26 protein-coding genes and 3 pseudogenes are annotated in these 23,282 nt (G+C 48.8%); 9 read left to right on the top strand and 20 right to left on the bottom strand.

Going from position 1 to position 23,282, the window contains the following annotated elements; genetic code table 11:
- Positions 1-26: 26 nt before the first annotated feature.
- The 9 genes from EVX52_RS08460 to EVX52_RS08420 form a co-directional block, all read right to left on the bottom strand.
- Positions 27-431 carry a VOC family protein gene (locus EVX52_RS08460; protein ID WP_129953419.1) on the bottom strand — a complete coding sequence of 135 codons (405 nt, stop codon included), beginning with the start codon at positions 429-431 and terminating at the stop codon, positions 27-29.
- A 119-nt stretch (positions 432-550) separates the two neighbouring features.
- On the bottom strand, positions 551-2,065 hold the full coding sequence (locus EVX52_RS08455) for an AMP-binding protein (RefSeq protein ID WP_129991083.1): 1,515 nt from the start codon (positions 2,063-2,065) through the stop codon (positions 551-553).
- Positions 2,034-3,587, bottom strand: coding sequence for an AMP-binding protein (locus EVX52_RS08450; protein ID WP_129991082.1), 1,554 nt, complete (start codon positions 3,585-3,587; stop codon positions 2,034-2,036). Before EVX52_RS08450 ends, EVX52_RS08455 begins: the two co-directional genes overlap by 32 nt.
- Complete coding sequence (locus EVX52_RS08445) at positions 3,588-3,842, bottom strand: phosphopantetheine-binding protein (RefSeq protein ID WP_129953422.1); 255 nt, start codon at positions 3,840-3,842, stop codon at positions 3,588-3,590.
- A gap of 10 nt (positions 3,843-3,852) precedes the next feature.
- Positions 3,853-5,445 carry a class I adenylate-forming enzyme family protein gene (locus EVX52_RS08440; RefSeq protein ID WP_129953423.1) on the bottom strand — a complete coding sequence of 531 codons (1,593 nt, stop codon included), beginning with the start codon at positions 5,443-5,445 and terminating at the stop codon, positions 3,853-3,855.
- Positions 5,442-6,419: a 3-oxoacyl-[acyl-carrier-protein] synthase III C-terminal domain-containing protein gene (locus EVX52_RS08435; protein WP_129991081.1), complete on the bottom strand. Its 978-nt coding sequence runs from the start codon at positions 6,417-6,419 to the stop codon at positions 5,442-5,444. Before EVX52_RS08435 ends, EVX52_RS08440 begins: the two co-directional genes overlap by 4 nt.
- Positions 6,420-6,421: 2 nt before the next feature.
- The gene (locus EVX52_RS08430) at positions 6,422-7,333 is read right to left on the bottom strand and encodes a hypothetical protein (RefSeq protein WP_129991080.1); all 912 of its coding nucleotides are present in this window, start codon (positions 7,331-7,333) and stop codon (positions 6,422-6,424) included.
- A gap of 9 nt (positions 7,334-7,342) precedes the next feature.
- Positions 7,343-8,650, bottom strand: coding sequence for a diaminopimelate decarboxylase (locus EVX52_RS08425; protein ID WP_129991079.1), 1,308 nt, complete (start codon positions 8,648-8,650; stop codon positions 7,343-7,345).
- Positions 8,631-8,933, bottom strand: a complete 303-nt coding sequence (locus EVX52_RS08420; RefSeq protein ID WP_129953427.1) for a hypothetical protein — start codon at positions 8,931-8,933, stop codon at positions 8,631-8,633. The genes EVX52_RS08425 and EVX52_RS08420 overlap by 20 nt, the downstream gene beginning before the upstream one ends.
- Positions 8,934-9,149: 216 nt before the next feature.
- On the opposite strand from EVX52_RS08420, the gene EVX52_RS08415 reads away from it, so the two are divergent.
- The 3 genes from EVX52_RS08415 to metQ all read left to right on the top strand — a co-directional run bounded on the left by EVX52_RS08415 (position 9,150) and on the right by metQ (position 12,076).
- The gene (locus EVX52_RS08415) at positions 9,150-9,485 is read left to right on the top strand and encodes a multidrug efflux SMR transporter (protein ID WP_129953428.1); all 336 of its coding nucleotides are present in this window, start codon (positions 9,150-9,152) and stop codon (positions 9,483-9,485) included.
- A gap of 317 nt (positions 9,486-9,802) precedes the next feature.
- A complete protein-coding gene (locus EVX52_RS08410; RefSeq protein ID WP_129953429.1) occupies positions 9,803-11,014 on the top strand; it encodes an MFS transporter in 1,212 nt (403 codons plus the stop codon).
- Between the two features lie 249 nt (positions 11,015-11,263).
- Complete coding sequence (metQ, locus tag EVX52_RS08405) at positions 11,264-12,076, top strand: methionine ABC transporter substrate-binding lipoprotein MetQ (protein ID WP_129991078.1); 813 nt, start codon at positions 11,264-11,266, stop codon at positions 12,074-12,076.
- Positions 12,077-12,160: 84 nt separating this feature from the next.
- Here metQ and EVX52_RS08400 read toward each other — a convergent pair whose 3' ends face one another.
- Together EVX52_RS08400 and EVX52_RS08395 are read right to left on the bottom strand one after the other, a co-directional pair.
- Positions 12,161-12,496, bottom strand: a complete 336-nt coding sequence (locus EVX52_RS08400; RefSeq protein WP_129953431.1) for a nuclear transport factor 2 family protein — start codon at positions 12,494-12,496, stop codon at positions 12,161-12,163.
- A gap of 125 nt (positions 12,497-12,621) precedes the next feature.
- Positions 12,622-12,801, bottom strand: coding sequence for a DUF2158 domain-containing protein (locus tag EVX52_RS08395; RefSeq protein WP_129953432.1), 180 nt, complete (start codon positions 12,799-12,801; stop codon positions 12,622-12,624).
- Positions 12,802-12,935: 134 nt separating this feature from the next.
- Here EVX52_RS08395 and EVX52_RS08390 point away from each other — a divergent pair, with 134 nt between their 5' ends.
- Positions 12,936-13,367 carry an OsmC family protein gene (locus EVX52_RS08390; RefSeq protein WP_129953433.1) on the top strand — a complete coding sequence of 144 codons (432 nt, stop codon included), beginning with the start codon at positions 12,936-12,938 and terminating at the stop codon, positions 13,365-13,367.
- A 213-nt stretch (positions 13,368-13,580) separates the two neighbouring features.
- Here EVX52_RS08390 and EVX52_RS08385 read toward each other — a convergent pair whose 3' ends face one another.
- Complete coding sequence (locus tag EVX52_RS08385; RefSeq protein WP_129991077.1) at positions 13,581-15,980, bottom strand: phosphoketolase; 2,400 nt, start codon at positions 15,978-15,980, stop codon at positions 13,581-13,583.
- A gap of 162 nt (positions 15,981-16,142) precedes the next feature.
- Between EVX52_RS08385 and EVX52_RS08380 the strand changes: the two genes are divergently transcribed.
- Positions 16,143-16,340, top strand: coding sequence for a hypothetical protein (locus EVX52_RS08380; protein WP_129953435.1), 198 nt, complete (start codon positions 16,143-16,145; stop codon positions 16,338-16,340).
- Between the two features lie 159 nt (positions 16,341-16,499).
- On the opposite strand, the gene EVX52_RS08375 is transcribed toward EVX52_RS08380, so the two are convergent.
- Both EVX52_RS08375 and tehB read right to left on the bottom strand, forming a co-directional pair.
- Positions 16,500-16,772, bottom strand: coding sequence for a YqjD family protein (locus EVX52_RS08375; RefSeq protein WP_129953436.1), 273 nt, complete (start codon positions 16,770-16,772; stop codon positions 16,500-16,502).
- 82 nt (positions 16,773-16,854) lie between these two features.
- The gene (gene tehB, locus EVX52_RS08370; protein WP_129953437.1) at positions 16,855-17,454 is read right to left on the bottom strand and encodes a tellurite resistance methyltransferase TehB; all 600 of its coding nucleotides are present in this window, start codon (positions 17,452-17,454) and stop codon (positions 16,855-16,857) included.
- Between the two features lie 205 nt (positions 17,455-17,659).
- On the opposite strand from tehB, the gene EVX52_RS08365 reads away from it, so the two are divergent.
- Positions 17,660-18,901 (top strand): diguanylate phosphodiesterase, encoded by a 1,242-nt coding sequence (locus EVX52_RS08365; protein WP_129953438.1) that lies wholly within the window; start codon positions 17,660-17,662, stop codon positions 18,899-18,901.
- Between the two features lie 109 nt (positions 18,902-19,010).
- On the opposite strand, the gene EVX52_RS08360 is transcribed toward EVX52_RS08365, so the two are convergent.
- From EVX52_RS08360 to EVX52_RS08335, 6 genes and pseudogenes are all read right to left on the bottom strand, one after another.
- Positions 19,011-19,268, bottom strand: a complete 258-nt coding sequence (locus EVX52_RS08360; RefSeq protein WP_129953439.1) for a biofilm development regulator YmgB/AriR family protein — start codon at positions 19,266-19,268, stop codon at positions 19,011-19,013.
- A gap of 89 nt (positions 19,269-19,357) precedes the next feature.
- Positions 19,358-19,693 carry a biofilm/acid-resistance regulator YmgB/AriR gene (locus EVX52_RS08355; protein WP_370278323.1) on the bottom strand — a complete coding sequence of 112 codons (336 nt, stop codon included), beginning with the start codon at positions 19,691-19,693 and terminating at the stop codon, positions 19,358-19,360.
- Positions 19,674-19,967 (bottom strand): hypothetical protein, encoded by a 294-nt coding sequence (locus EVX52_RS08350; RefSeq protein ID WP_129953440.1) that lies wholly within the window; start codon positions 19,965-19,967, stop codon positions 19,674-19,676. Before EVX52_RS08350 ends, EVX52_RS08355 begins: the two co-directional genes overlap by 20 nt.
- Positions 19,968-20,150: 183 nt before the next feature.
- Complete coding sequence (gene ycgZ, locus EVX52_RS08345; RefSeq protein WP_129953441.1) at positions 20,151-20,390, bottom strand: regulatory protein YcgZ; 240 nt, start codon at positions 20,388-20,390, stop codon at positions 20,151-20,153.
- 198 nt (positions 20,391-20,588) lie between these two features.
- Positions 20,589-21,104: a GNAT family N-acetyltransferase gene (locus tag EVX52_RS08340; RefSeq protein ID WP_129953442.1), complete on the bottom strand. Its 516-nt coding sequence runs from the start codon at positions 21,102-21,104 to the stop codon at positions 20,589-20,591.
- Positions 21,105-21,132: 28 nt separating this feature from the next.
- Positions 21,133-21,315 (bottom strand): annotated as a pseudogene (locus EVX52_RS08335) (LysR substrate-binding domain-containing protein); the annotation flags it as partial.
- A gap of 152 nt (positions 21,316-21,467) precedes the next feature.
- On the opposite strand from EVX52_RS08335, the pseudogene EVX52_RS08330 reads away from it, so the two are divergent.
- From EVX52_RS08330 to EVX52_RS08320, 3 genes and pseudogenes are all read left to right on the top strand, one after another.
- Positions 21,468-21,692: pseudogene (locus EVX52_RS08330) on the top strand (MFS transporter); the annotation flags it as partial.
- Positions 21,667-22,456, top strand: a pseudogene (locus EVX52_RS08325) (hypothetical protein); the annotation flags it as partial. The pseudogenes EVX52_RS08330 and EVX52_RS08325, both read left to right, overlap by 26 nt.
- A gap of 125 nt (positions 22,457-22,581) precedes the next feature.
- Positions 22,582-23,280: a hypothetical protein gene (locus EVX52_RS08320; protein ID WP_129991076.1), complete on the top strand. Its 699-nt coding sequence runs from the start codon at positions 22,582-22,584 to the stop codon at positions 23,278-23,280.
- Positions 23,281-23,282: the final 2 nt, after the last annotated feature.

Genomic DNA, 23,282 nt, shown 5'->3' with positions numbered 1-23,282 from the left:
GTCTGACGCCTGATCGGAAAATGATTTCATAAGGCCCCCGACATGATTTCGATTATTCCGGCATCCGGATGATAAAGATGGCTGGCGCGATGATCACTTTTGAAAGCATTAAACGGGCGCGTTAATACAATCCAGCCTGCGGACTTCATCTCCTGGTATTGTTCGTCAAAATTATTTACAACAAAACAAATATGATAGGGAAGGGAGGATTTTCCTGATTTTTCCAGCATGCTTTGCAGGTGAATATTACTTTTTAATGGTTCAACCAGTTCAACCTGATTATTTCCATCTGCCGTGGCCAGCAATGTAATTAACACTTGCTGGGCATTAATCTGTTCTTTATATCTGATGATCACGGGGAAGAAAATTTTAATAGCCGCCGCAGTTGCATCTGTATCTGACACGACATAACCGGTATGATCAAAACGCATTATGACCCCGTTCACATTTCATAAAATCAGCTATTCTTCAATACGATGAAGATAACTCCATGCCGGAGATTGTCTCACCCTTCACATTGAGTTTTTTATATGTGCTTGCAGGTGAGCCGTTAAAAAATATCAGATAAGAGATGTTGTCGGACGAGTTCCTGCCGGTCTATTTTTCCATGCAACGTGATCGGGAAGGACTGGCAAAAAACCAGTTGCCTGGGGATCATGTATCCCGGTAACTGCTCAGACAAAAAACGGCGTAAGCTTTGCCGGTGGTGCAGATTGTCCTCATGCAACTGTACAAACAGTTGCAGGTCGGTCACCTTACCTTGTTCTTCAACCGGCACCACGCAGCATTGGGTAACATTGGTATTTGCGCAGACAGCAGATTCTATTTCTGCCCGTTCGATACGGTTGCCATGCAGCTTAAGTTGCCCGTCATCCCTTCCGCAAATAAACAGTGACTGGTTTTCATCGACAAAACCGCGGTCTCCTGTTGCGTAATACCGGCCAAATTCATCCTCACCGAAAGCCTGATTGCGCGGGTGATCTTCAGGCAGATAGCCTTGTGAAACCTGAGGACCATAAAGCCTGACTTCGCCCGTTACCGTCGCGGAAACGGCATGACCTGTCTCATCGACGATGCGCATGCGGTTAAGCCCCTGCGGCCTGCCCAAAGGCAACAAGCCGGCATTATGCTGCGGCGGATGGGACAAAAGATGCGTGTGCGTTACACATGTCGTCTCTGTCGGGCCATAGGCGTGCAGTACCTCAAGCCCCGGGAAACGCGTCTGCAATTGTGTGACTAAACCCAGCGCAACCCGCTCACCGCCGATATAAAAACGCCTCAGACTGGCAAATGTTACGTGGTTAAATAAAGGATCCTTCAGCATGATTTCGGCAAAACTGGGGGTTGAAAACCAGCTGGTGACAGGCGCTTCAGGCTCTCTGGTCATGAGCTTTATGTTTTGCCGGGGTAAAACATTATTGCAATGATCCAGCATCAGCACTGTCTGCCCGCGGCTGAGGACGGGGATCAGATCGAGAATGGCCATATCAAAAGAAAAACAGGCATGATTGACATGGCAACCCCTGTCTTTTCCGGCGGTGACCTGGGGCGCGAACCAGGCACTGAACGCCGCAAAATTGTCATAACTGACCTTGACGCCCTTAGGCTCACCGGTGCTGCCTGATGTCGACAGGATATAAAAAAGTGGCTGGGTTAAGATCGGTTCCTCGGGCAGAGAAGCGGCAGACATATCGTGCAGTGATGCGCTGACGCACTGCGGCCAGGGCTCCAGCCCTGCAAGCGGTTGTGCCAGGGTGGTGATGATCACTTCCGTACCTGTCATCCTGGCAATTTTCTCAATTCTTGACGGCGGATTCGCCTGGTCAACAAAGGTGAAGCAACATCCCTTACTGATGCAGGCCAGAATGCAGGCCACCGCATCGAGCTGTTTATGACCGAAAATCAGAACATTGCAGCCTGCATGCGGGGTAAGAAAATGCGCGATAGCTGCCGTGCGGGCGCCCAGTTCAGCAAAGCTGTACCTTCCCTGCTGATTAATCAGCGCAGTGGCGTTACTGCGGTTTCTCAGCCGGTCAAATAACGGTCTGATTTGCGATAAAAACATATTTTTCCCCTTTATTGAGCGCCAGATCGCGTGCCGCATTACGATCCAGTTTCCCGTTATGATTCAAAACAGTCTGAGGAATGGCATACCAGTAACGCGGGATGGACCAAGGCGGAAAGTGTGCCTGCATGGCCTGGCCCAGTTCAGAGAGCGTGCCTGAACCATTGAGGATGACGCAGGCCTGAATGGCCTCCGCATGACCTTTACGCAGATGAGGCGTAACCACGGCATCTGAAACGAGATTATGGTCGCGCAGGAAGTGCTCTATTTCATAAAGATCAACACGGTGCCCCTGGATTTTGACTTCCCCGTCTTCCCGTCCCAGAAAATAGTAATAATCCGCCTTCATCTGGCCGATATCACCGGTCAGATAAGCGTTTTGCTCCGCATGCCGGATAAACTGGGTCCGTTGTTTCTCCGGTGCATTGAGATAACCGGGGCCGACACAGGCTCCGCTAATGAGCAGCTCGCCCTGGCCGGTGCCACCGTGCCGCACGTACAGGCTGAGCATCGCACCAGGCCTGGCAGCACCAATCGGCAATGGCAATGCATCGCTCATCATCTCCGGTGTGATCAGCACGGAGGTCACTGCCACAGAACATTCCGTCGGGCCATAGGTGTTTATCACCGCAGCCTGAGGGAAGCGTGCCCATAGCTGAGCGACGATGTCTTTTGTCAGTGTTTCACCGCAAAAAATAAACCGCCTGAGCCGGGGAAGTTGCTCTGCATTGAACATGGGATCTAACAGATAAAGGCGGATCATCGAGGGCGTGGACACCCAGCAGACAACCCCGGCCTGTGCGTGCTGAGCAATCATCTTACGGGTGTTAATAAGTTCGCGATGATCGAGTACTGACAGAGGTTGCAGGAAAATCCAGGCTAACCAGATTTCAAATAACGAAACATCAAAGCAGTAGCGAACATTGCCGGTGATTGCGCCGTTTAACGGGAAATCTGCACGGATCCACTGGATGAAATTCACCATGTTTTGCAGGCTGATTTGGATCCCTTTGGGCTCGCCGGTGGTGCCGGAGGAAAACATGATATAAGCCAGGGGAATGCCGGATGCATCATGCAACCGCTGACGGCTTTCCCTGAGCAGTTCATGCAACATGGCTTCAGTACAACCTGACGCGCTGACAGCTGCCGTGTGGATAGCCCCGGCAATGTTTATCTGAACGGCTGGCGTGCCGGTATTCACCAGCAGGTCAGCGCCAGCCGTGCGTGCAATTTTCTCAACGCGCTCAGGACTGTGGTCCGATTCAACCGGCACCACCGGACAACCGCAAATCAGACATGCCCACCAGGCGGCAATAAAATCAAATGACTTATGCCCGTATACCAGCACCGGTTTTAAATGGGTGTTGTATTCGGTCTGGTGCCTGCGTATCTGCACGGCAAGATCTGCCGCGCGCTGGCCCAGCGCCGTATAATCACAGCTTTGCGCGTGATGGGTCCAGGCCGCACCGGGCTGATGCCGGAAACGCATAAAAATGGCGATAATTTCTGTCCATGCATCCATTTAAGCAGCCCGGTTCGCGAGCTGGAGTTGAATGAAGTTCGATAAACTGCCGACGGTTTCGAAATGCTCAAATTCTAATGTGGCGGGATCAAGGATCAGACCATCGATTTTCTCTTCAAGATACATAATCAGCTCAATATACAGGCCGCTTTCAAACCCTAAATCGCGCTCCAGATGCGTTTCTGCATGTAATTCTGAGAGATGAGAACTTTCAAGCACTAAACCGATAGCTTCAATGATGGTTGAGGTAAACATGATGATTTCCTTATAATTTTACGGATTCGCGTTTAACATCATGGGGCGGGGATAACAGGAGTTCAGGCAGCCGGTTACGGTCAATTTTTCCATTAGGATTTTTGGGCAATGATTCGCTGAAATAGTAGCGGTGAGGGCGCTTGTAACCTTCAAGATGTGTCTGACAGAACGCTTTAAGCAGGGCAATATCAGGGGCTGTCACACATTCAATACAGGCGATGATTTCATCACCGTAAACCGGATGAGAGAGGCCAATCACCGCCACTTGTCCGACGCCGGGTATACGTTTTAGTACGCCTTCGACTTCTCTGGGGGCAACTTTCTCACCGTTGGTTTTCAGAATGTCATCTTTGCGGGCGACAAAATAAAGCAGGCCGTGTTCATCCAGCCTGCAGATATCCCCCGTATAAAGTACGGATTCGCCGGGAAGCGGGCCGGGACGCAATTTATTTTGCGTTTGTTCCTCATTGCGCCAGTATCCCCGCATGACTGTCGCACCACGGATTACCAGTTCACCGGTGGCATTGTTACGGTGTTGCACGCCGTTATCATCGACCACCCAAAGTTCGGTATTCGGAATGGCGTAACCGACACTTTCTTTATGCGTTGACAACATCGCCGGCGGCAGCCAGGTGCAGCGATGACATTCCGTCAGGCCATACATAGAAAAAATTTCCGCCTGAGGGAATAAGGTGATCAGTGTATCAATATCATTGGAATGCAGTGCGGCAGCCGTATTGGTGATTTTACGCAGAGAAGAAAAATCATAACGCTTTGCCAGAGGGGCAATCAGAGCCAGCAATGTAGGAACAATTGGCAATACCGTTGCCTGGTGTTTCACCAATTGTTTTAGGGCAAACAGCGGGCGACTGAAATCCTTTTCAATGATCAGTGTTGCGCTTGCTCTGGCGGCCAGAATCGCCTGATAAAGCCCGTAGTCGAAACTCATCGGGATAGTGCAGAAGATGCGATCGCTTGCCCGGAGATCCAGATAAGTGCACACCGACGACGCCGCACTCAACATATTGCGTTGGGTGAGCATGACACCTTTGGGATGGCCGGTGGAACCTGATGTATATATCAGGCTGGCCAAATCGATATCCAGCGCATTTTCCACCGTCAGCGGCGCAACGTCTGCTTGTGCTGCGATATGCTGTAAGGTCAGCAATACCGGATGGATCAGGTTCTCCGCACCAGGCTTATCAAACAGCACCGGGCCCGGGGAGCGCTGGCCTTGTTCATCGGCGGGCAGGGCAAACAGCGCAGCAGCTTGTTCACTGCTACTGACCAGCAATGCAGCCTCGGCATTGTTGAATATCCAGCGCACGCGCGCGACGGGCGTATCAGGATTTACAGGAACAAAGACAGCCTGCAGGTATTGAACCGCCCAGAAACACACCACAAAGTCGATACTGTTGGGCAGCCAAACCACCACCCGGTCGCCCCGTTTAATAGAATGTTGCTGCAAATAGCTGGCCGTCTTCATGACTCGCCGGGACAGTGCTGCCCAGCTTATCTCATCATCACCGGCAACCAGGGCTGTTTTCTCCGGGAATGCCTGTGCAGAACGGGCCAGCCAATGCGTTAAATGACTTGTATTCATTGATTACCCTCACTTTCTGATTCGAGAACCATGGCGCCAAAGGTGCCCGCCACACCGGATGCCAGCGCAAGCATGCACTGAGACTTCGCAGGATTATCGTGACGGGCGAGAAGACTGTGGAGATTAAGAAACGCATCGCTGCAAAAGCAGTGACCCAGCGTGTAAAGGTTATGATGGAAAATGATCTCTCTGCCAAAACCGGTACGGTCGGCAATGCGATCAAAAGTCACCGGGCTGATGTGATAGGGGAGCACGGCGCTGAGGTCTTCAGGCTTGCGCCCGGCGGCTTCCAGCGCTTTTTGAATGGTTTCGGTCATCATCGGCAGAAATGCGTGATCATAAGCATTTTCACTTTCACGATCCGTTGACCGCATACGTGTGCCATAAGCAGCAAGTTGTTGTATGTGGAGTGCACGCAGGCGAAGTGACTGTACCGAAGGCAACATACCGACCAGCGTGGCGCAAAAAGCTTCGCCGAAATAACCGTTCTGATCGACGTATTGTACCGTACGGTGAAAGCATTTTTCGCCGGTGATCAACAGGCCACACACCGGGGCATTATTCTGCTGCGCGGTGCTCATTTTTGCCTGCAGATATTTCAGACTCATCAGACCCGAAGCGCAGGATGCCTGGGTTACCGAAAAAAATTCAATATCCCGATCACCAAAAAGCGCCTGAAGTCCGCCGGACTGTCCGGTCATAAGGTCGAACGGACTGACGGCATGCAGAGAATGCGCCCAGGCAACATAGCGAATTTGACGAAATAACCCGGGGTCACACTCCGCGCGTAATTGCTGCAGCAGTCGGATGATCAGATCCGGTAATGCCTCATGTTCAAAGAGACTGGCAGACTGCATCTTATGAAACCGGCTAAAAATCTTATGGTTGCGCTCCCCCCAGCGGTATTTTTTTTCCAGTACAGACAGCGGCGTAAGAACGGGAGCAACCAGTTTTGTGGTGGCATGGATATACACGATCAGCCCTCCATCACGAAACTGGCAAATATCATGTTCTTCCCCTCCGGGACGATGAATAAGAATCGCGTATTATTCCGGGCCAGCTTTTTTAGTAATACCCAGGGCGCTGAAGACAAGAAGGCATCGTCCCAGGTTTCTATCTGGATAGACGGGAAGTTTTCATCCCGGCGCAATACAGACGACAACTGCATTGTTGTCAGAATAATCAGAGGCAATTTGTTTTCCGTATCACTGAACATATCCAGCGTGGACAGCAAAGGATAAATGCCCGCCCCGGAAAGCGGGAGCGCGGTCTTCTGATAATTTTTAAAGATAATATTGCCCGGCACGCTGCGGACACCGGCGGGTGCGAAGCTCTGTAAAAGGAGCAAACAGCAACTGGCAGAAGGCCGGAAACTGGCGAGATAAGGGCTGTCATAAAGGATCGCATCCTGATCGGCCATCATCAGAAGCGCCTTGCGGGAACGCCCGTCCCCGCCAATATCCTCCAGGTAATCTTCAATGATTTGCAGCGCAACAAAGGCACTGCTTAAACCATGATCACTGATGGCGATACCAAAAGCGTTATGAGAGCCGGTTTCGTAAATAATGGCATTGGTTACCGACGCGCCGATTTCTGCATCAGGCGTCCAGTGGGTCAGCACCACCAAATCGAGATCATTCACCAGCGCCTGTTCTTCAAGCTGAGTGACCAACTTTTTGAGCATCGCCGTGAAGGTCAGGTTATCTGCATTATACCAACGGGAGACCGGCCGAAGCGGGGCTTCATTTATCCGGGAATGGGACTGGAAAAAAGCGTTAACAAAACTTTTAACTTTATCGAGTTGCTCACTGTCCGCTGCCGGAGAAGGCACGTTATTTTTTTCAAACTCATGCCACAGAATATTTGATGCGGAAAACTCCAGAGACATAGAGGTACCTTAGGCGTTCGCAACAGATAATGGCTGACAAATCTGAGGCGCCAATAATGTTTCAATGTTATCTGCGGTCCGGATAAGAAAAGCCTGATCTTTCTCCACCAGAATTTCGGCAGGATGACCAAAACCTAAAAAGTTTACCGGTGAGGCACTGGCCCCGTAAGCGCCTGAATGTCCGATGCCAATAAGATCACCTGGACGCAGTTCAGCCAGCATAACGTTCTCGCCTAATAAATCTGTGGGTGTGCAAAGCGGCCCGGTGACCTGGTAACGATATTGTTGGTCGGAGCGGGTTTCACCCAGGCGGGCCATGGGAAAATTACGGCGAATCAAAGAATTGATCCCTGCCGCACTGCCGTGACAGTTGGCACCTCCGTCACAAACCGCGAACCATTCATCCCGCGAGGGCTTGAGGTAGTTAACCCGGGTAACGAAAACACCGGCGCGGGCAATCAGATACCTGCCCAACTCGACGATAATTTTACACCGGGGGAAATTTTCGTGATAAGTACGGATAATGTCCGCTAACGCATCACCCAGCGAATCAATATCCAGCGCTTTTTCTTTGTCAAAATACCGGACACCAAAACCTCCGCCGACATCAACAAAATCAAAATGAATCTTGTAGGTATTCTGCAAAGATTCGGCCAGCGACAGAATATTCAAAGTATTTTTAGCCAGTGCCTGCCAGTCAAGGATCCGCGTACCGAGATAAATGTGGATCCCCGCGAGCCGTAAATGACTCTGCTGCCCGACACAGGAAAAGGCCTGTGGTAAAAGTTGTTCGTCTATGCCAAATTGCCGGGGCTTGCCGCTCATCACCAGTTTGGCTTTTTCGCCAATAAAGTCCGGGTTGATGCGTAACGCAATGGTTTGTATAACGCCCATGCTTGCTGCAATGTCATTGAGCAGTTTCATTTCTTCAATGGATTCTATGACGACAGCTTTAATACCAATACGACAACATTGCGTTAATTCAGCAATGTATTTTCCGGGGCCGACGAAAATAATATCTTGCGGCTCGACGCCCTGACTTAATACCGTTTCGAGTTCTGCCAGAGAACATACTTCACAGCCTGTTCCGGCCTGGTTTAACAGGCGTGCTAACGCTTTATTCGGATTCGCTTTAAGCGAATAAAAATAGTGAATATCATCAGGAAGTGAATTTTTTAACGCTGAAAAGTCTGCCCGTATTTGCGATGCGCTGTAGGCATAGAAAGGTGTCGGAACCTGGTCAGCCAGACGCTGATAACAAATGTCTTCGATTTTTTCTGCGCTGATAAACCGGCTGTCAGGAGGAAAAGCTAACATGGCTATACCTCCGGCTTAACAGCGCTTCAATTTCATTGATATTTTTGAAGTTTTCGAACAGATCGCCATCAAGGATATCAAAAAAACTCCCGGATGAATCGGTTCTGGTTTCCATCCACTCACCCATTTCTGCGATGAAACCCACTAAATGTATTGAGTCAAGTAAGCCTTCAGGTCCGTAGATTTCAGCGCCCTCTGCGATTGCTGCCAGCTTCCTATTGTCAACACCCACTTTCTCTAAAGATGAAAGTATAAATTCTCTCGTCGTCAATGAAATAGACATTGGTTTCGCCACCTTAAAAACTTCGAACCCACATCTTATCCAGCATGACAGAAAAGATTTGCTTGAAATTGCACCTGTTGTAAAAATAGGAAATCACTGAATGTCTGCGTCCCCGTCGTTTTCAATCATTTTGGTCAGAAGAGGAGGTTAATTGCGTTAAATACCGGAGGGCGGGGTATGGTATTATTTTTTTAAATTTCATATTCAGAAGGTGTTATGTTCAAAATATATCTGATCCTTGCTGTTTCTATCTGCGCTGAAACGCTGGCTACCACGATGATGAAGGCATCCAATGGATTTACCCGGTTAGTTCCGAGCGTCATTGTGATTGTAGGTTATGCCATATCGTTTTACGGACTTTCCCAGGTTGTTAAAGTGATGAATATCGGCATCGCCTATGCTATCTGGGCAGGAATGGGGATTTTCCTTGTGTCGACAATGTCATTTTTCATCTACAAACAACGGCTTGATACGCCTGCGCTGATTGGCATGGGCTGCATCGCCCTCGGTATTATGATCATCCAGCTTTATTCAAAATCAGTGTCGCATTAACCCCGGTACTCCCGTGTTGTCTTCCATCATTTTTTGACCGCCGTATCCGGCGGTTAATTTCACTGTTTTTGCACATTAGTTACAACATACTTATATGTGGAGAGATTTTCTGTCCGCATTATCTGTATGTGCCTTTTTCAGTTGAACCTCCGCGTACCTCTGCAGCCGGCATGGCAGGCGGAGACTGGCTTATCCGGCAGGCGGATAAGAAATACCCTAACACTCATTATGAAAATGCCTTGACCCTGTGATAGTGATCACGTTTATTAGCCAGATTATACAGACATGAAATAGTTCACCTTGCTAAGGATAATAAAATGACTGAGTGCTCATCGCTGGACACCCGGCCAGAAACTTCTGCGTTCCGCCGCTGGCTGGCGGTTTTCTCACTGGCCTGCGGCACCTTCGCGCTGGTTAATACTGAATTTTTGCCGATCGGTTTACTTTCGCCGATCGCCCAGTCTCTGGGCATTACCGAAGGGCATGCGGGGCTGGCGGTGATGTTGCCCGGTTTAGTGGCTGCAATTTCTGCGCCGCTGATTATGTTGTTTGCCCGAAAAATGGATCGCCGCACCTTACTGTTGTTGCTCAGCGCAACGGTGATCGTGGCCAACGGTATCGCCGTACTGGCGCAGTCGTTCAATATTCTGCTGATCGGACGTATTATTCTGGGCATCGGCGTGGGGGGATTTTGGTCGTTTGCCATTCCCTCCGGACGACGGCTGGTGTCAGAAGAGCAGGGTGCACGGGCCATTTCGCTGATCACCGCTGGCGTGGCGGTCGGCACGGTCGCAGGTGTACCGGCGGGCGCTTTTATCGGCGATCTGTTCGGCTGGCGGATGGCGTTTACGCTCAATGCCGTACTGGCGCTGGCATTTTTTGTGTTGCAATGGGTGGCGCTGCCTTCGCTGCCCGCCCAGCAATCTATCGGCCTGCGTGCGATGCTTGGCGTCACGAAAGTTGCGGGGATCCGCTATGCGCTGATCATCGGGGTATTTATGGCGGGCGGTCATTTTGCGGCCTATACCTACCTCGAGCCATGGCTGCGGTTTAACCTGCACCTTTCTGCCGGCAATATTTCTTTGTTACTGATGGGCTACGGTGTGGCGGGGTTGTTAGGCACACTGACCAGTGAAATCACTGTCCGTGAGTTCGGTGTGAAGAAGGCATTTATGCTCAACATGCTGCTGCTCAGCGTCTCGGTGCTGGTATTGTCGCTGTTTCCGGTGCCGCTGGCGCTGGCCTGTGTACTGGTAATTCTCTGGGGATTAGCCTTTGGGGCCCTGCCAGTATGTCTGAATATCTGGACCTATCAGGCGTCACCTGCGTTGTTTGAAACCGGTTCGGCGTTGCTGGTGTGTGTCTTCCAGACATCGCTTGCGCTGGGTGCATTGTCTGGTGGTATCCTCGCTGACCACGCGGGCGTCAGCAGTGCCTTTCTGCTCGGCGGTGTGCTGACACTGCTGGCAGGCATCACCATCTTTCTGTCCCGCCCTCAGCCTGCGGTATTACAGGCTGCGGGCGAATAATCGGTTTACGATCAGGAAATCTTTCCACATAAGAGTATCTCCTTCGACAAAACCCGCGCAGAGCGGGTTTTATGCGTTGTAAGGCAGATGAAACTCAATAGTTGCTTGTTTTCTGTCCGTTCCCATAACAGTCCCGTATCTGGTTATTTCTTTTTCGTATTTGCCCATTACGACCTGCTTTGAAACACTGTGAACTTCAGCGATGTTATTTCAACATTTTAATTATTCACGGAAAGAGTAAAAACTTTTATGCGCATAACACTAAAATTTTCAGTTCTGGCGTTGTCTCTGGCAGGTGCACTGGCGCTGAGTGCTTGTGACCAAAAATCGCAGGAAAACCACATTAAAGTGGGTATCAGTGCGGGTATTGATCAGCAGATGTGGGAAACCATCAAAAAAACCGCCAAAGATAAATACAACCTTGATGTGGAAGTCGTGACCTTCAACGATTTCGTGTTGCCAAACTCTGCGCTGAGCAGCGGTGACATTGATGTGAACTCATTTCAGCACCGTCCTTATCTGGATAAGCAGATCAAAGAGCGCGGCTACAAGCTGGTGGAAGTGGGGAAAACCTTTGTTTATCCCATTGCAGGCTATTCCCGCAAGATAAAATCCATCGATCAGCTCAGTGATAACGCGCAGGTGGCGGTACCTAATGACCCGACTAACCTGGGGCGTTCGCTGCTACTGCTGCAAAAAGAGGGTTTGATCAAACTGAAAGAGGGCGTGGGTTTGCTGCCAACGTCTCTGGATATCATTGAGAATCCCAGGCATCTCAAAATTGTTGAAATCGAAGCACCGCAGCTGACGCGCGCCATTGATGACGACAAAATTAAACTGGCAATCATCAACACCACTTATTCAGGACAGGTCGGGCTGACGCCGGGCAAAAATGGCCTGTTTGTCGAAGATAAAGATTCACCTTATGTAAATATTATCGTGGCACGGGAAGATAACAAAGACAGTCAGGCAGTGAAGGAACTGGTTGAGTCTTATCAGACGGATGCCACAGTAAAAGCGGCTGACGCTATCTATCACGGAGATGCGGTAAAAGGCTGGTAAAGCAGGCAGGAAGTAGAATCATTGAATCCTGGGATTTAACAATCTCAGGATTTTTTATTTTAATGCACAGGCTAAAATGAATATCTATTCAAAATAGAACCACGCCGTTTTAATCAGTCCCTTCTCCACTTCAAATACGGCAATGCTGTTAACCGGGGTGTCATAAATCCCGTAAATCATTTCATGATCAAAAACGTTATTGCCCAGTACTGTTCGCGAAATCAGCTCAGCGCGTAACGCCGCGTTGTTAAACCGGTGGTGCTTGTAAAAAGTTCTGAGTGCTTCTTTGCCCTGTAAGGAAGGCGACATGTTTGGCATACGATATGCGATGAAATCGTCGCTGTAGCAGGAAACGAAGGTATCGAGATCGTGACTGTTATAAGCCTGAAACTGTTTTTCTACCGGGATAACGACGTCCATTTATTACCGCCTTTAATGAATAATTATACTGTAATATCGAATATTAATTCATTAAAGGAGCAGAGGCAATACATGGGAAATAAAAAGGCCACCACGGCGGCCTCAATGGTCAATCGATGTGGTGATCAGCACACGCCAAAATCGCCGTCTTCATGATACAAATCGACGGTATCGGCTTTTACTGAAATTTCTGTGGCAGAAAAGTCATCTGTCCGCGAGCACCACAGCGTGTCGCCCTCAACGCGCCGGACAATCATTTTCGGGCCGCCGGTTTTGGACTGAACGAGATCTTGCGGTTTAAACATGCTTTATTCCCCGGTTATCTATGTTGTTGTGATTCATGGAAAAGGTGTCCGCAGACCGTACAGTCCGGTCATCCTCGCGGATCACTCATCAGAAGCTATACTTAAAGTTAATGTAATACAAACCGGAGGAAAAGATGACCATACATAAGAAAGGACAGGCACACTGGGAAGGTGACATTAAACACGGTAAAGGCTATATCTCTTCTGAAAGTGGTGCCCTGAAGGAACAGCCATATGGATTTAATACCCGTTTTGAAGGCAAGCCAGGCACCAATCCGGAAGAACTGATTGGTGCGGCGCACTCAGCCTGCTTCTCCATGGCGCTCTCGCTGATGCTGGGTGAAGCCGGGCACACGCCGGAAAGCATCGATACTGTTGCTGATGTTTCACTCGATAAAGTGGATGGCGGTTTTGCGATCACCAAAATCGCACTCGACAGTAAAGTGAAACTGCCAGGCATCGACAAAGATAAATTTGATGAAATCATCAAAAAAGCCAAAGCAGGCTGTCCGGTTTCTCAGGTACTGAACGCTGAGATCACGCTGACGTACCAGCTGGAAAACTGATGATTTAACAGTTCAGGATTTTCTGAAAAAAGCCACGCGATGTTTGCGTGGCTTTTGTGTGGTGAATCATGCTCATTTTTAAACAGGCGTTACTGAAAGTTTTGCCGCGGCGAAAGCAACCCAGAGACAGCAATCCCATTTGCCTTCTTATCCCGGGATACAGGAGCACTGTTTAGAAAATCTTCGCACAAGGCAGAGTTTCACCGCCTCAGGTTATTCCGGCGCGCCGCCACTTCCCTGTTGTGAGGGCCATTTCCAGTCACGAACTTCAGGCAAATCCTCACCATACTCACGCACGTAGCGATGATGCGCGGCAATTTTCTCTTGCAACGTATCCAGAACATCATCCGCCTGGCCTTGCAATTTTTCCGTATGCAGAATGGCTGCCTGCGCCAGGTGAAAGCGATCCAGCTTATTGAGCACGGTCATGTCAAACGGCGTGGTGGTGGTGCCTTCTTCCATAAAACCGCTGACGTGGAAATTGCGGTGGTTGTTGCGCTGGTAGGTTAAGCGGTGAATCAGGCTTGGATAGCCGTGGAAAGCGAAAATCACCGGTTTGCTTTGGGTGAAAATGTGGTCAAAAGCAGCTTCGCTCAGTCCGTGAGGATGTTGTTCCTGGGTCTGTAAAGCCATAATATCCACCACGTTCACCACACGGACGCTGAGATCCGGCAGATATTCCCGCAATAAATCGACCGCCGCCAGGGTTTCCATGGTTGGCACATCGCCCGCACAAGCCATCACTACATCAGGTTCCGTTCCGTCCGGCTCATGGCCCGCCCACGGCCAGATGCCCATCCCTGCGGCGCAATGTTCTGCGGCTTCGTCGGCAGACAGCCATTGCGGGGCAGGTTGTTTACCAGCCACAATCACATTGATGCGGTCCCAGGTTTGCAGACAGTGATCTGCGACCCACAACAACGTATTGGCATCCGGCGGCAGATAAATACGCACGATATCGGCTTTCTTGTTCGCGACATGATCCATAAAACCCGGATCCTGATGGCTGTAGCCATTGTGATCCTGACGCCAGACATGGGAGGAAAGCAGGTAGTTGAGAGAAGAGATCGGCTGACGCCACGGCAATTTACGGGTCACCTTCAGCCATTTAGCATGCTGATTAAACATGGAGCCGACGATATGAATAAAGGCTTCATAGCAGTTGAACAGCCCATGCCGTCCGGTGAGTAAATAGCCTTCCAGCCAGCCCTGACACTGATGCTCACTGAGAATTTCCATCACCCGGCCATCGGCAGCCAGTTGCTCATCGTAAGGTTCAATGTCTTCCAGCCAGGTGCGGTTGGTGACATTAAACACATCGCTGAGCCGGTTAGACGCAGTTTCATCCGGGCCGAACAGACGGAAGTTATCAGGATTGAGGGTAAAGATATCGGCCAGATAGCGGCCGAGCATTTCTGTTGATTGCACCTGTGGTTCGCCGCGTGAGGTCAGCTTAACGGCGAATTTGGCCAGTTCTGCCGGCACCAGTTTCCGCCGCAGTCTGCCGCCATTGGCGAAGGGCGAGGCACCCATACGTTTATCCCCCTGTGGTGCCAGCGCCCGTAATTCCGGCTTCAGGCGTCCCTGTTCATCGAACAGATCGTCAGGCTGGTAGCTGCGCATCCAGTCTTCAAGGATCTGGCGATGCTCGTCGTTGTCACGGCAGGAAGATACCGGCACCTGATGTGCGCGCCAGAAACCTTCGACTTTTTTACCGTCAACGGTCTTCGGGCCGGTCCAACCTTTCGGACTGCGCAGGATGATCATCGGCCACGCGGGAACACCGTCGTTGGACGTACCGGCGAGGGCGCGTTGCTGGAGATCTTTGATCATATCCAGTGAAATGTTCAGTGCGCGGGCCATCTGAATATGCATCTGTTCCGGCTCGTGTCCGCTGACAAATAATGGCTCGTAACCATAACCGGAAAATAACTGACGTAGATCGTCGTCGCTCATTCGCCCCAGGAGGGTCGGGTTAGCAATTTTATAACCATTAAGATGCAGTATCGGCAGTACTGCGCCGTCCCGCACGGCATTGAGGAATTTAATGCCGTGCCAGCCCGAGGCCAGCGGACCGGTTTCGGCTTCACCATCGCCAATGACGCAGGCGGCAATGAGATCAGGATTATCAAATACTGCGCCGAACGCATGAGACAGAGAATAGCCCAGTTCGCCGCCCTCGTTAATCGACCCCGGTGTTTCCGGCGCCGCATGGCTGGGAATGCCACCGGGGAATGAGAACTGCCTGAACAGTTTTTGCATTCCGCTGGCATCCTCGCTGATCTGCGGATAAATCTCGCTGTAGCTGCCTTCAAGCCAGGTATTTGCCACCATGCCGGGGCCGCCGTGACCCGGACCGCAGATATAAATAATATCAAGATCACGCTGGCATATCGCCCGGTTGAGGTGCGCATAAATAAAATTCAGACCTGGCGTAGTGCCCCAGTGCCCCAGCAGACGAGGCTTGATGTGCTCAGGTTTGAGGGGGTCGCGCAGCAACGGGTTATCCATCAGATAAATTTGCCCGACAGACAGGTAATTGGCGGCCCGCCAGTAGCGGTCAATGAGTCTCAGTTCTTCTGTAGTAGAGAGGTGTGAAGGGGGGAGTGTCATCGTTTCCTCCTGGATGGGTTGGATGAGGTATACCTATTAACCCTAATAGAAAAATGCGATCCCGGCCAAGTTGCGCAATCTACGAACTCTGACAAATGGCATTACATCAGCTATAGATACTGAGCGTTACCTTAAAAATTCGAATAATTTACCGGGGTTATAATGAAGGATAAAAGCGAAAAAACAGGTCTGATCGGGCTGGCAATCGGCGCGGCTGTTATGGGGTTAATTTCCAGTGGAACCGTCATTAACCGGGAAAGCATCATTGAAGAATTACGACGGCTCGGACGTAAAAAAGGGGATGGCCTGGAAGATGAGATCTTTGTCAAAGCCGCTCAGCTGGTCGGTAAAGGGCAGTGATTGAGTAAACGGGCGCAAAAAAATACCCGCCAGGGGAGACGGGTATTGGATTCGTTACAAGGGGAGTATCTTAGTATCTGTAGATAGCTACAGAAAACACTATGCTATCCCCTTTATGCGAATCATTTATTTAGGAGAAATCTGTTTTCTCCTGAACGGTTATTTGCGGCCTAAAAGCAACCCCAGCACCACGCCAATCGCGCCGGCAGCAATCAATCCCGACAGCGGATTTTCTTTGATCTTATCCGCCACGTCAGAGACAGCTTCACTTGCCTGTGCGGAGTATTTGCGTGCAGCACCTTTCAGCTGGTGTTTAGGAGAATCAACAAAATCTCCAAATTGCTTTTGTGCTTCACCGGCAAACTCATTGACCGTGTTTTCTACTTTATCTTCCACACGGTTAGGATCTTTATCAAAGTCTTGTGATGACATATCGTGCTCCTTTTTGGGTGGATTTTAAGTCTAGTCGAAAAGTCAGGACATGCAGGGTTTGCCTGCGAAGGAGTCATAGATATCAGACTTTTCTTGCCAGCAGTGTCGCAAAACGCAGCGAATAACGGTGTCCGTTTTCGTCACGTTTATGCAGTTCTCCGACATCCTCGTTGTATTTCACTATCTCCCAGTCGCGATAATAATCACGCAACTCTGCCGGCTTAAACGTGAACGGGAAAGGCAGCGGGCACGGATAATCCGGGCTGTCCATGGCGGCGACAATCAGGTTATAGCCGCCCGTTACGGTGGCTGCATGCATATCTTCAATGATGTGTGGGATGCTGTCGCGTTGCAGAAACATCATTACTACGGTCGAAAAGATAAAATTATATTCACCGCTGAAACGGTGGGTGTTCAGATCCGCTTCGCTGATAGTGATGTTGGTCAGGGATTCCGCCGCAATAATATTATTCACTTTTGCGACGCTTATGGCGTTGTTATCCCAACCCGTCACATCAAAGCCTTTAAGGTTAAGATACAGGGAGTTACGCCCGCTGCCACAGCCTAAATCCAGTGCTTTACCTGACTGTACATAATGTGTTGCGTTGATTATTTCTGAGTGGGTACGGGTCAGACCGTATTTTTCGGTGTAAAAATCTTCTGGTGCGGGTTGATGAGTCATGCCCTGGCTTCCTGAAAGTGAATCGAATATCAGCGATTATCCTCTAAAACGACAACCGCGCCATTATCCTTAATGGTCAGGGACCTACGCAACAAGGCATTTCTTGCCACAATATGTAAGGAAAGATAATCAATTGAGAATTTTCCGTAAATAAAATTTCTGTTATCGTGGCGTTCTTAACTGGAGCCTGCCCTGGAATATCTGAATGCTTTTAACCCTCGTCTATCGCAGTCACATCAGCGACTCTGTCCGGCCTGCTTCTCTGGCAGAGATGGTGTCGCGAGCCAACATCGAGAACGAACGCCGTAGCATTACCGGTATTCTGCTTTTTGACGGAATGCACTTTTTCCAGTTGCTGGAAGGGCCGGAAGAAGCCGTCGATGCCATTTATAGCAAGATTTGCAGCGATCAACGCCACAATAATGTCGTTGTTCTCATGCGTGATTACGCACCGTCGCGGCGCTTCGGCAATGTAGGGATGGAGCTGTTTGACCTCAGGCATCATCATGAGGATGTTGTTCTTCAGGCAGTGCTGGATAAGGGAACGTCTAAATATCGGCTTACCTACGAAGACCGCGCGCTTCAATTTTTATGCACCTTTGTACAGGCTCGCGAAAAGGAAAATTATCTCGAAATTTTGCCAGCGGATGCCTGGTCCTTTATCGCAGATGAGTCACTGAAACCTGAAGCAGGATTTATCTTTCCCGAGATGAAGGATTACAATTTTACGTTTCAGCCGATTGTTGATCCCCTCAGTCGAGAGATTATTTCTTACGAAGCGCGTCTGTGCGGTCCCGGTGGCGGTTCTCCGATGGAATATTTCTCTGCACTTAGCGGCCCAAACATTTATGAAGCCGATTTACGATCCAAAAAGCTGGCTTTTGCGCTTGCCCGAAAGATGGGGATTGGCGACAAAATGCTGTCAATCAAACTGTTGCCTATGACGCTCGTCAGGGTACCCGACGCGATTGGATTTTTGCTTCGTGAGATTGTTGCTCATGATCTGGTACCGGAGCAGATTATTGTGGCAATCACAGAAAACGGTGTCGCGACGCGCGAAGATAATTTCGCGACAGCGTTACAACAGCTTAAAGCCTCAGGGATGCGCCTGGCCGTTGATGATTTTGGCGCCGGATCTGCCGAATTATTGCTGTTGACCCGATGCCAGCCTGATAAGATTATGATTGACCGCAATATGATTTGTGACATCCATACCAGCGGACCCAAACAAGCCATCATTCAGGCCATTATCAGATTGTGTTCTTCTTTGGAAATATCGGTCATCGCGGCGGGTATTGAAAAACCAGAAGAATGGATGTGGCTTGATGCGGCAGGGGTCTGTAATTTTCAGGGACCGCTGTTTGCTTCGCCCAGGCTAAATGGGGCGCCGGTTGTTACGTGGCCGGAGATTAAGCAGGAATATACATTAATGAATCAAAATCTTTAATTATGCCGGGTCTGTTAAAAGATTCTCAGAAAAGTAAACTCATCAGCCGGTGAGGTATCGTGTATTTTCCCGGCTGATTTGAAAAATTTATTGCCATACAGACGATATTTTATAGTGTGTCATCATCAGGGGTACGGTATACCACATACTCAAGTGCTTCTAAATATACATCCTGTTTAATCGAATCACTTTCCTGCTCAATTTTTTGAATCAGGCAAAGAATAATATCTTTATGCGTAACCCGTTCTTTATGACTTTTTAAATTCTTATAAATACGGATGACAGTTTCATTTCCGACCAGAAGTTCCGGATCCTCTGCCAGAATGTAATCAGCCAATTTGACATGAGTATAAGACACATCTTGCATTTTGATACCCTCCGCACCTGCTGTTTATGAGAGAAAGCACGCTCAGTTTTAAAATTGAACGTGAAACGATTAAATATCAGTAGCCGGGTTCAGACGCTGATGTCATCAGGCGTCATACCCACAACTATTTCCAGTGCACTACGCAAAATATCCAATTGTACAACATCGGAAGTGCATTCAAGTTGGGTGATCAGGTGCAATATAATGGCTTTATTTGTCACTTTGCCTTTTTCAGCCAGAATGACACGAATAGCGGCACCCAAAACTTCGGTTTCACTCAAAAAAAGTTCGCCCGCTTTGTTAAAATAGTTATAAGCTTCTGAATTAAAACCAGAGTCTGTCATCGGCTGGGATTGGTTTGATTTCATCGGGTCGCTGTGATTTAGCGTATAGCTCTTTGATGAATCAATGTCTTTTCTTGTCATCGGACGGCCCTTCAGCATTGAAAAAGTGTCGCACATTGTCGACATCCCGCACTTCGTAAGTGATTCGCCCACGTTTATCAGCCAGATCATGGCGGATCTCATTAATAATTCGCTCACAGGCGCTTTTTCGATTGATGTTGTCAGCACTCACAGCCATAAACTGTAATTGTGCAATAAGTCTGTCAGTCGATATTGGGCTCTTAGATTTAAGCAAGGAAATTACAGCCTCACCTATCAGCTTATCAGTTAATCTTTCTTCGTTACTTCTATACATATTAGCAGCCTCTGAATATACGCCGGCCAAAGGTCTTGGGCAGATTAGCTTCAGGTTCAGAGTTAGTACTTTACGCCATCAGGCATAAAATTTGGTAGGCTGTGAATTAATCAAGCCCGCATAATATGTCGAACTGAAATGCTATGAAGCCAATCGTTGCACTGTAATCTTAATCAGGATGGATCATGAATCTCGCTCAAGTACCAGACGGATAAGCTTCATATAATGCTTTTCCTCTTCTTCGCTGCCAGCGGCTTCAACACGATTTAAAAGTTTCGAACATAAAGCTTTGCGATTGAGATTCTTCCCTGCCTCAAGGATTTCAACCACAACACGCCCCATGGTTTCCTCATCAGAAAAGACCTGCGTATAGAGGGAATGAGACGTGTCCGGGGACGTTCCATTGTGCCTGTTCTGACGCATGATTAACCCTTATGTTAATAGATGTGTGATTAATGATTGCCTGTGTGACTATAAAGTTATACAAGATGTGAAAGGTTGTACAGGTATTTTAAGAAAAAAAAAGCCCGCAATGTCAGAGACTCAGAATTTTCCGATCTCAGGCCGGGGAAGCCTTGGCATGCGGGCCTTTATTCAGTCGAATGTTGAGCCATTTACCACCTACTGGCTGGTCTGCCGGTACAGGTAACTGCCGATGCCATGCACCGGATCACCCTCAAAACCCGTTTTTTGCATACCGATTTTTTCCAGAACATGCTGTGAAGCCAGATGATTTTCACGCACGGTAGCAGAAATCTGCGGTATACCCAGTTTCTCAAAACCGGTGTTGAGCACGGCGGTGGCAAACTCCGTCGCCAGCCCTTTTCCCCAAGCTGCTGTCGCAAAGCGATAACCGAGAAACACACGATGATTTTCGTAGCCTTCACGGATACCCAGTCCGCCGAAACCGATGATCTCGTCAGGCTTATGGTTCAGTGCAATTGCCCAGTGCCCGAAGCCATGATCCGACCATTCCTGCAACCAGCCGCTCAGTTTTTCCTGCGCAGCCGTCATGTCTTTCAGCGGACCGCGCGGATTAAACAAATTAGTCTGCGGATCGCCGTAAATAGCAAAAAAAGAACCGATATCATCAGCCTCTACTGGCCGGAGTAGCAACCGCGCTGTTTCGAGGATCATAGTGAGCGTTTTCCTTCTGTGAACTGCACTAAATCTTACTCTGGGCAGGAGACTCCGCCATCTGTTTTTTGAGGAAATCAATAAAACGCCGCACTTTTTCCGGCACATGGCGGGTGTTGGGATAGAGTGCGAAAATGCCCTGCGGTGGGAAACGGTGATCGGGCAGCAAATGGCATAACCGCTGTGCGTCGATTTCCGGCTGCACTAACCACCGCAATGAAAATCTCCAGCCGCTGTAAATTCAGCATTCCGGGTCTCCTCACTGTCAAAATAATTTTGACAGTGTAACTGCATCACGTCCGTTTATCCCTCCGAAAATCTCCGCTACATTGCCCGCCTTTAAACATCAGTGGATGGATGCAGATGAGTCACAGGGCACGGGTTGCCGCAGTATATTTGCTCGGATTTTTCGTTGATCTGATCAACATGTTTATCGCCAATGTGGCGTATCCCGGTATCGCGCGGCAGTTTGAGGCGCCGGTCAGCGCACTGGCATGGGTCAGCACCGGATATATTCTCGGGCTGACACTGGTGATTCCGCTCAGTCGTTGGATGGCAGGGCGATTCGGGGCGCGCTGGATTTTTATCCCAGCGTTTTGAGTGCAAGCATTTAAATAAAGGCGGAGCGGCAGGCTATATCGCTAAATATATAGCCAAGAATATTGATGGCTATGCTCTGGAAGGTGAGATAGACCATGAGACTGGCCGATCATTGTCAGAGACTGCCGCAGCCGTTACCGCATGGGCTTCTACATGGCGTATACCGCAATTTAAATCTATCGGTGTACCAACAATGGGAGCCTATCGCGAGCTGCGCAGATTGCCGCGTGGTGTGAGTATCGCTAGCGAGTTTGACGAATTTGTCGAAGCTGCCAGAGCAGCAGCCGATGGTGGTGATTTCGCCGCATATATTTCTGCGCAGGGTGGGGCGAATGTCCCACGCGATGAGCAAACGGTAAGAACCGCCCGCCAAGTGATTGATGAGTTAAACGAGTACGACGAAGAGATCCAGAAAATCATCGGCGTTTATGCCCCTCATCTTGGCACTGACCTCATCCACGAAACACGCACAACAAAATGGCGCATTGTCGCCAAGGCTGTTGAAGTTGCCGTTCATCCTTTGAATTTAATAAGCGCCTCCGGCGCGCCTCGGAGTCCTGTCAATAACTGTGGGGAGGACTTGGACAGGGTTTGCCCCGACATCTTCTGAGTACGCCACGGCGGTGATGAAATTAGTTGAGCGCGGGGAACTGGATGTATTGGCACGTGGTGCCAAAGTCACTTTTGGAGAGAAACAGTTTGCTTATCCGATAAAGGATGAATGGAATGAAATTTACTTTAGAATTAATTAAATATAAGTTGTATTATAATTATAACACCAAAAAATTTGCTAAAATAAATTGCTTGGTGTTTAATAGATTGATTTTAAAGGAATTTATTAGGGTATTATAGATTGAGTTACTAAAGTGAGGTAATTATGTCTGATGATAAGGATAATGGTAGTAATATACATCCTATTATAAAAGCTCTTGACTTGGCATGGGAATCTTCATTACTTATGAAGTTTCTTTTTTATTGTTTATTTTTAGATTTGGCATGTTTCCATGTGATAGGCCGTGGACTATGGCTCGTGACTATGGATAATATTAGTGAAGTTAATTTAGGTGGTGTATTTGGAGGGTTCTTTTTTTGGGCCTTAATGCTAGTAATTCTAGATTTTTTTAGAGTCTTACTAAAAATCACTCTGGGTAGTTTATTATCTTACAAAGATAATTACAGAAAAAGCTATGGCGTGGTTTCACCATATGAATTATTAACCGAGGCTGTGAAAACAGGCTCCGATGTTTATTATAAGTTACATGTTAAAGCAAAAGAGATACAGAAAAATAGAGTGAAATCACGGCGGAGAAAAGAGATTGCTTGTCTAGGTGTCTTATTATTACTATTTATTGAGTCCATACAGATTTTGAAGAGTGGAGGTAGTGGTCTGTTTCTCGAGTGGGTATATCGGATCATAAATTCTTTTTCAGAAAATCCTATATCTCAAGGCAGCGTTTCGTTTATTGCCTGCCTGATTTCTATTGCCTCTGTCATTATTATATATATAAGTGAGGAGGATTTGTACGCCGACTATGTTGAATGCGCACCTTTATATAATAAATTAAATAATAAATAGAT

The sequence above is a fragment of the Rahnella sp. CFA14(1/10) genome, from assembly GCF_004195095.1.
GTDB classification, from domain to species: Bacteria; Pseudomonadota; Gammaproteobacteria; order Enterobacterales; family Enterobacteriaceae; genus Rahnella; species Rahnella perminowiae.
This window is presented reverse-complemented; position numbering and strand designations above follow the sequence as displayed.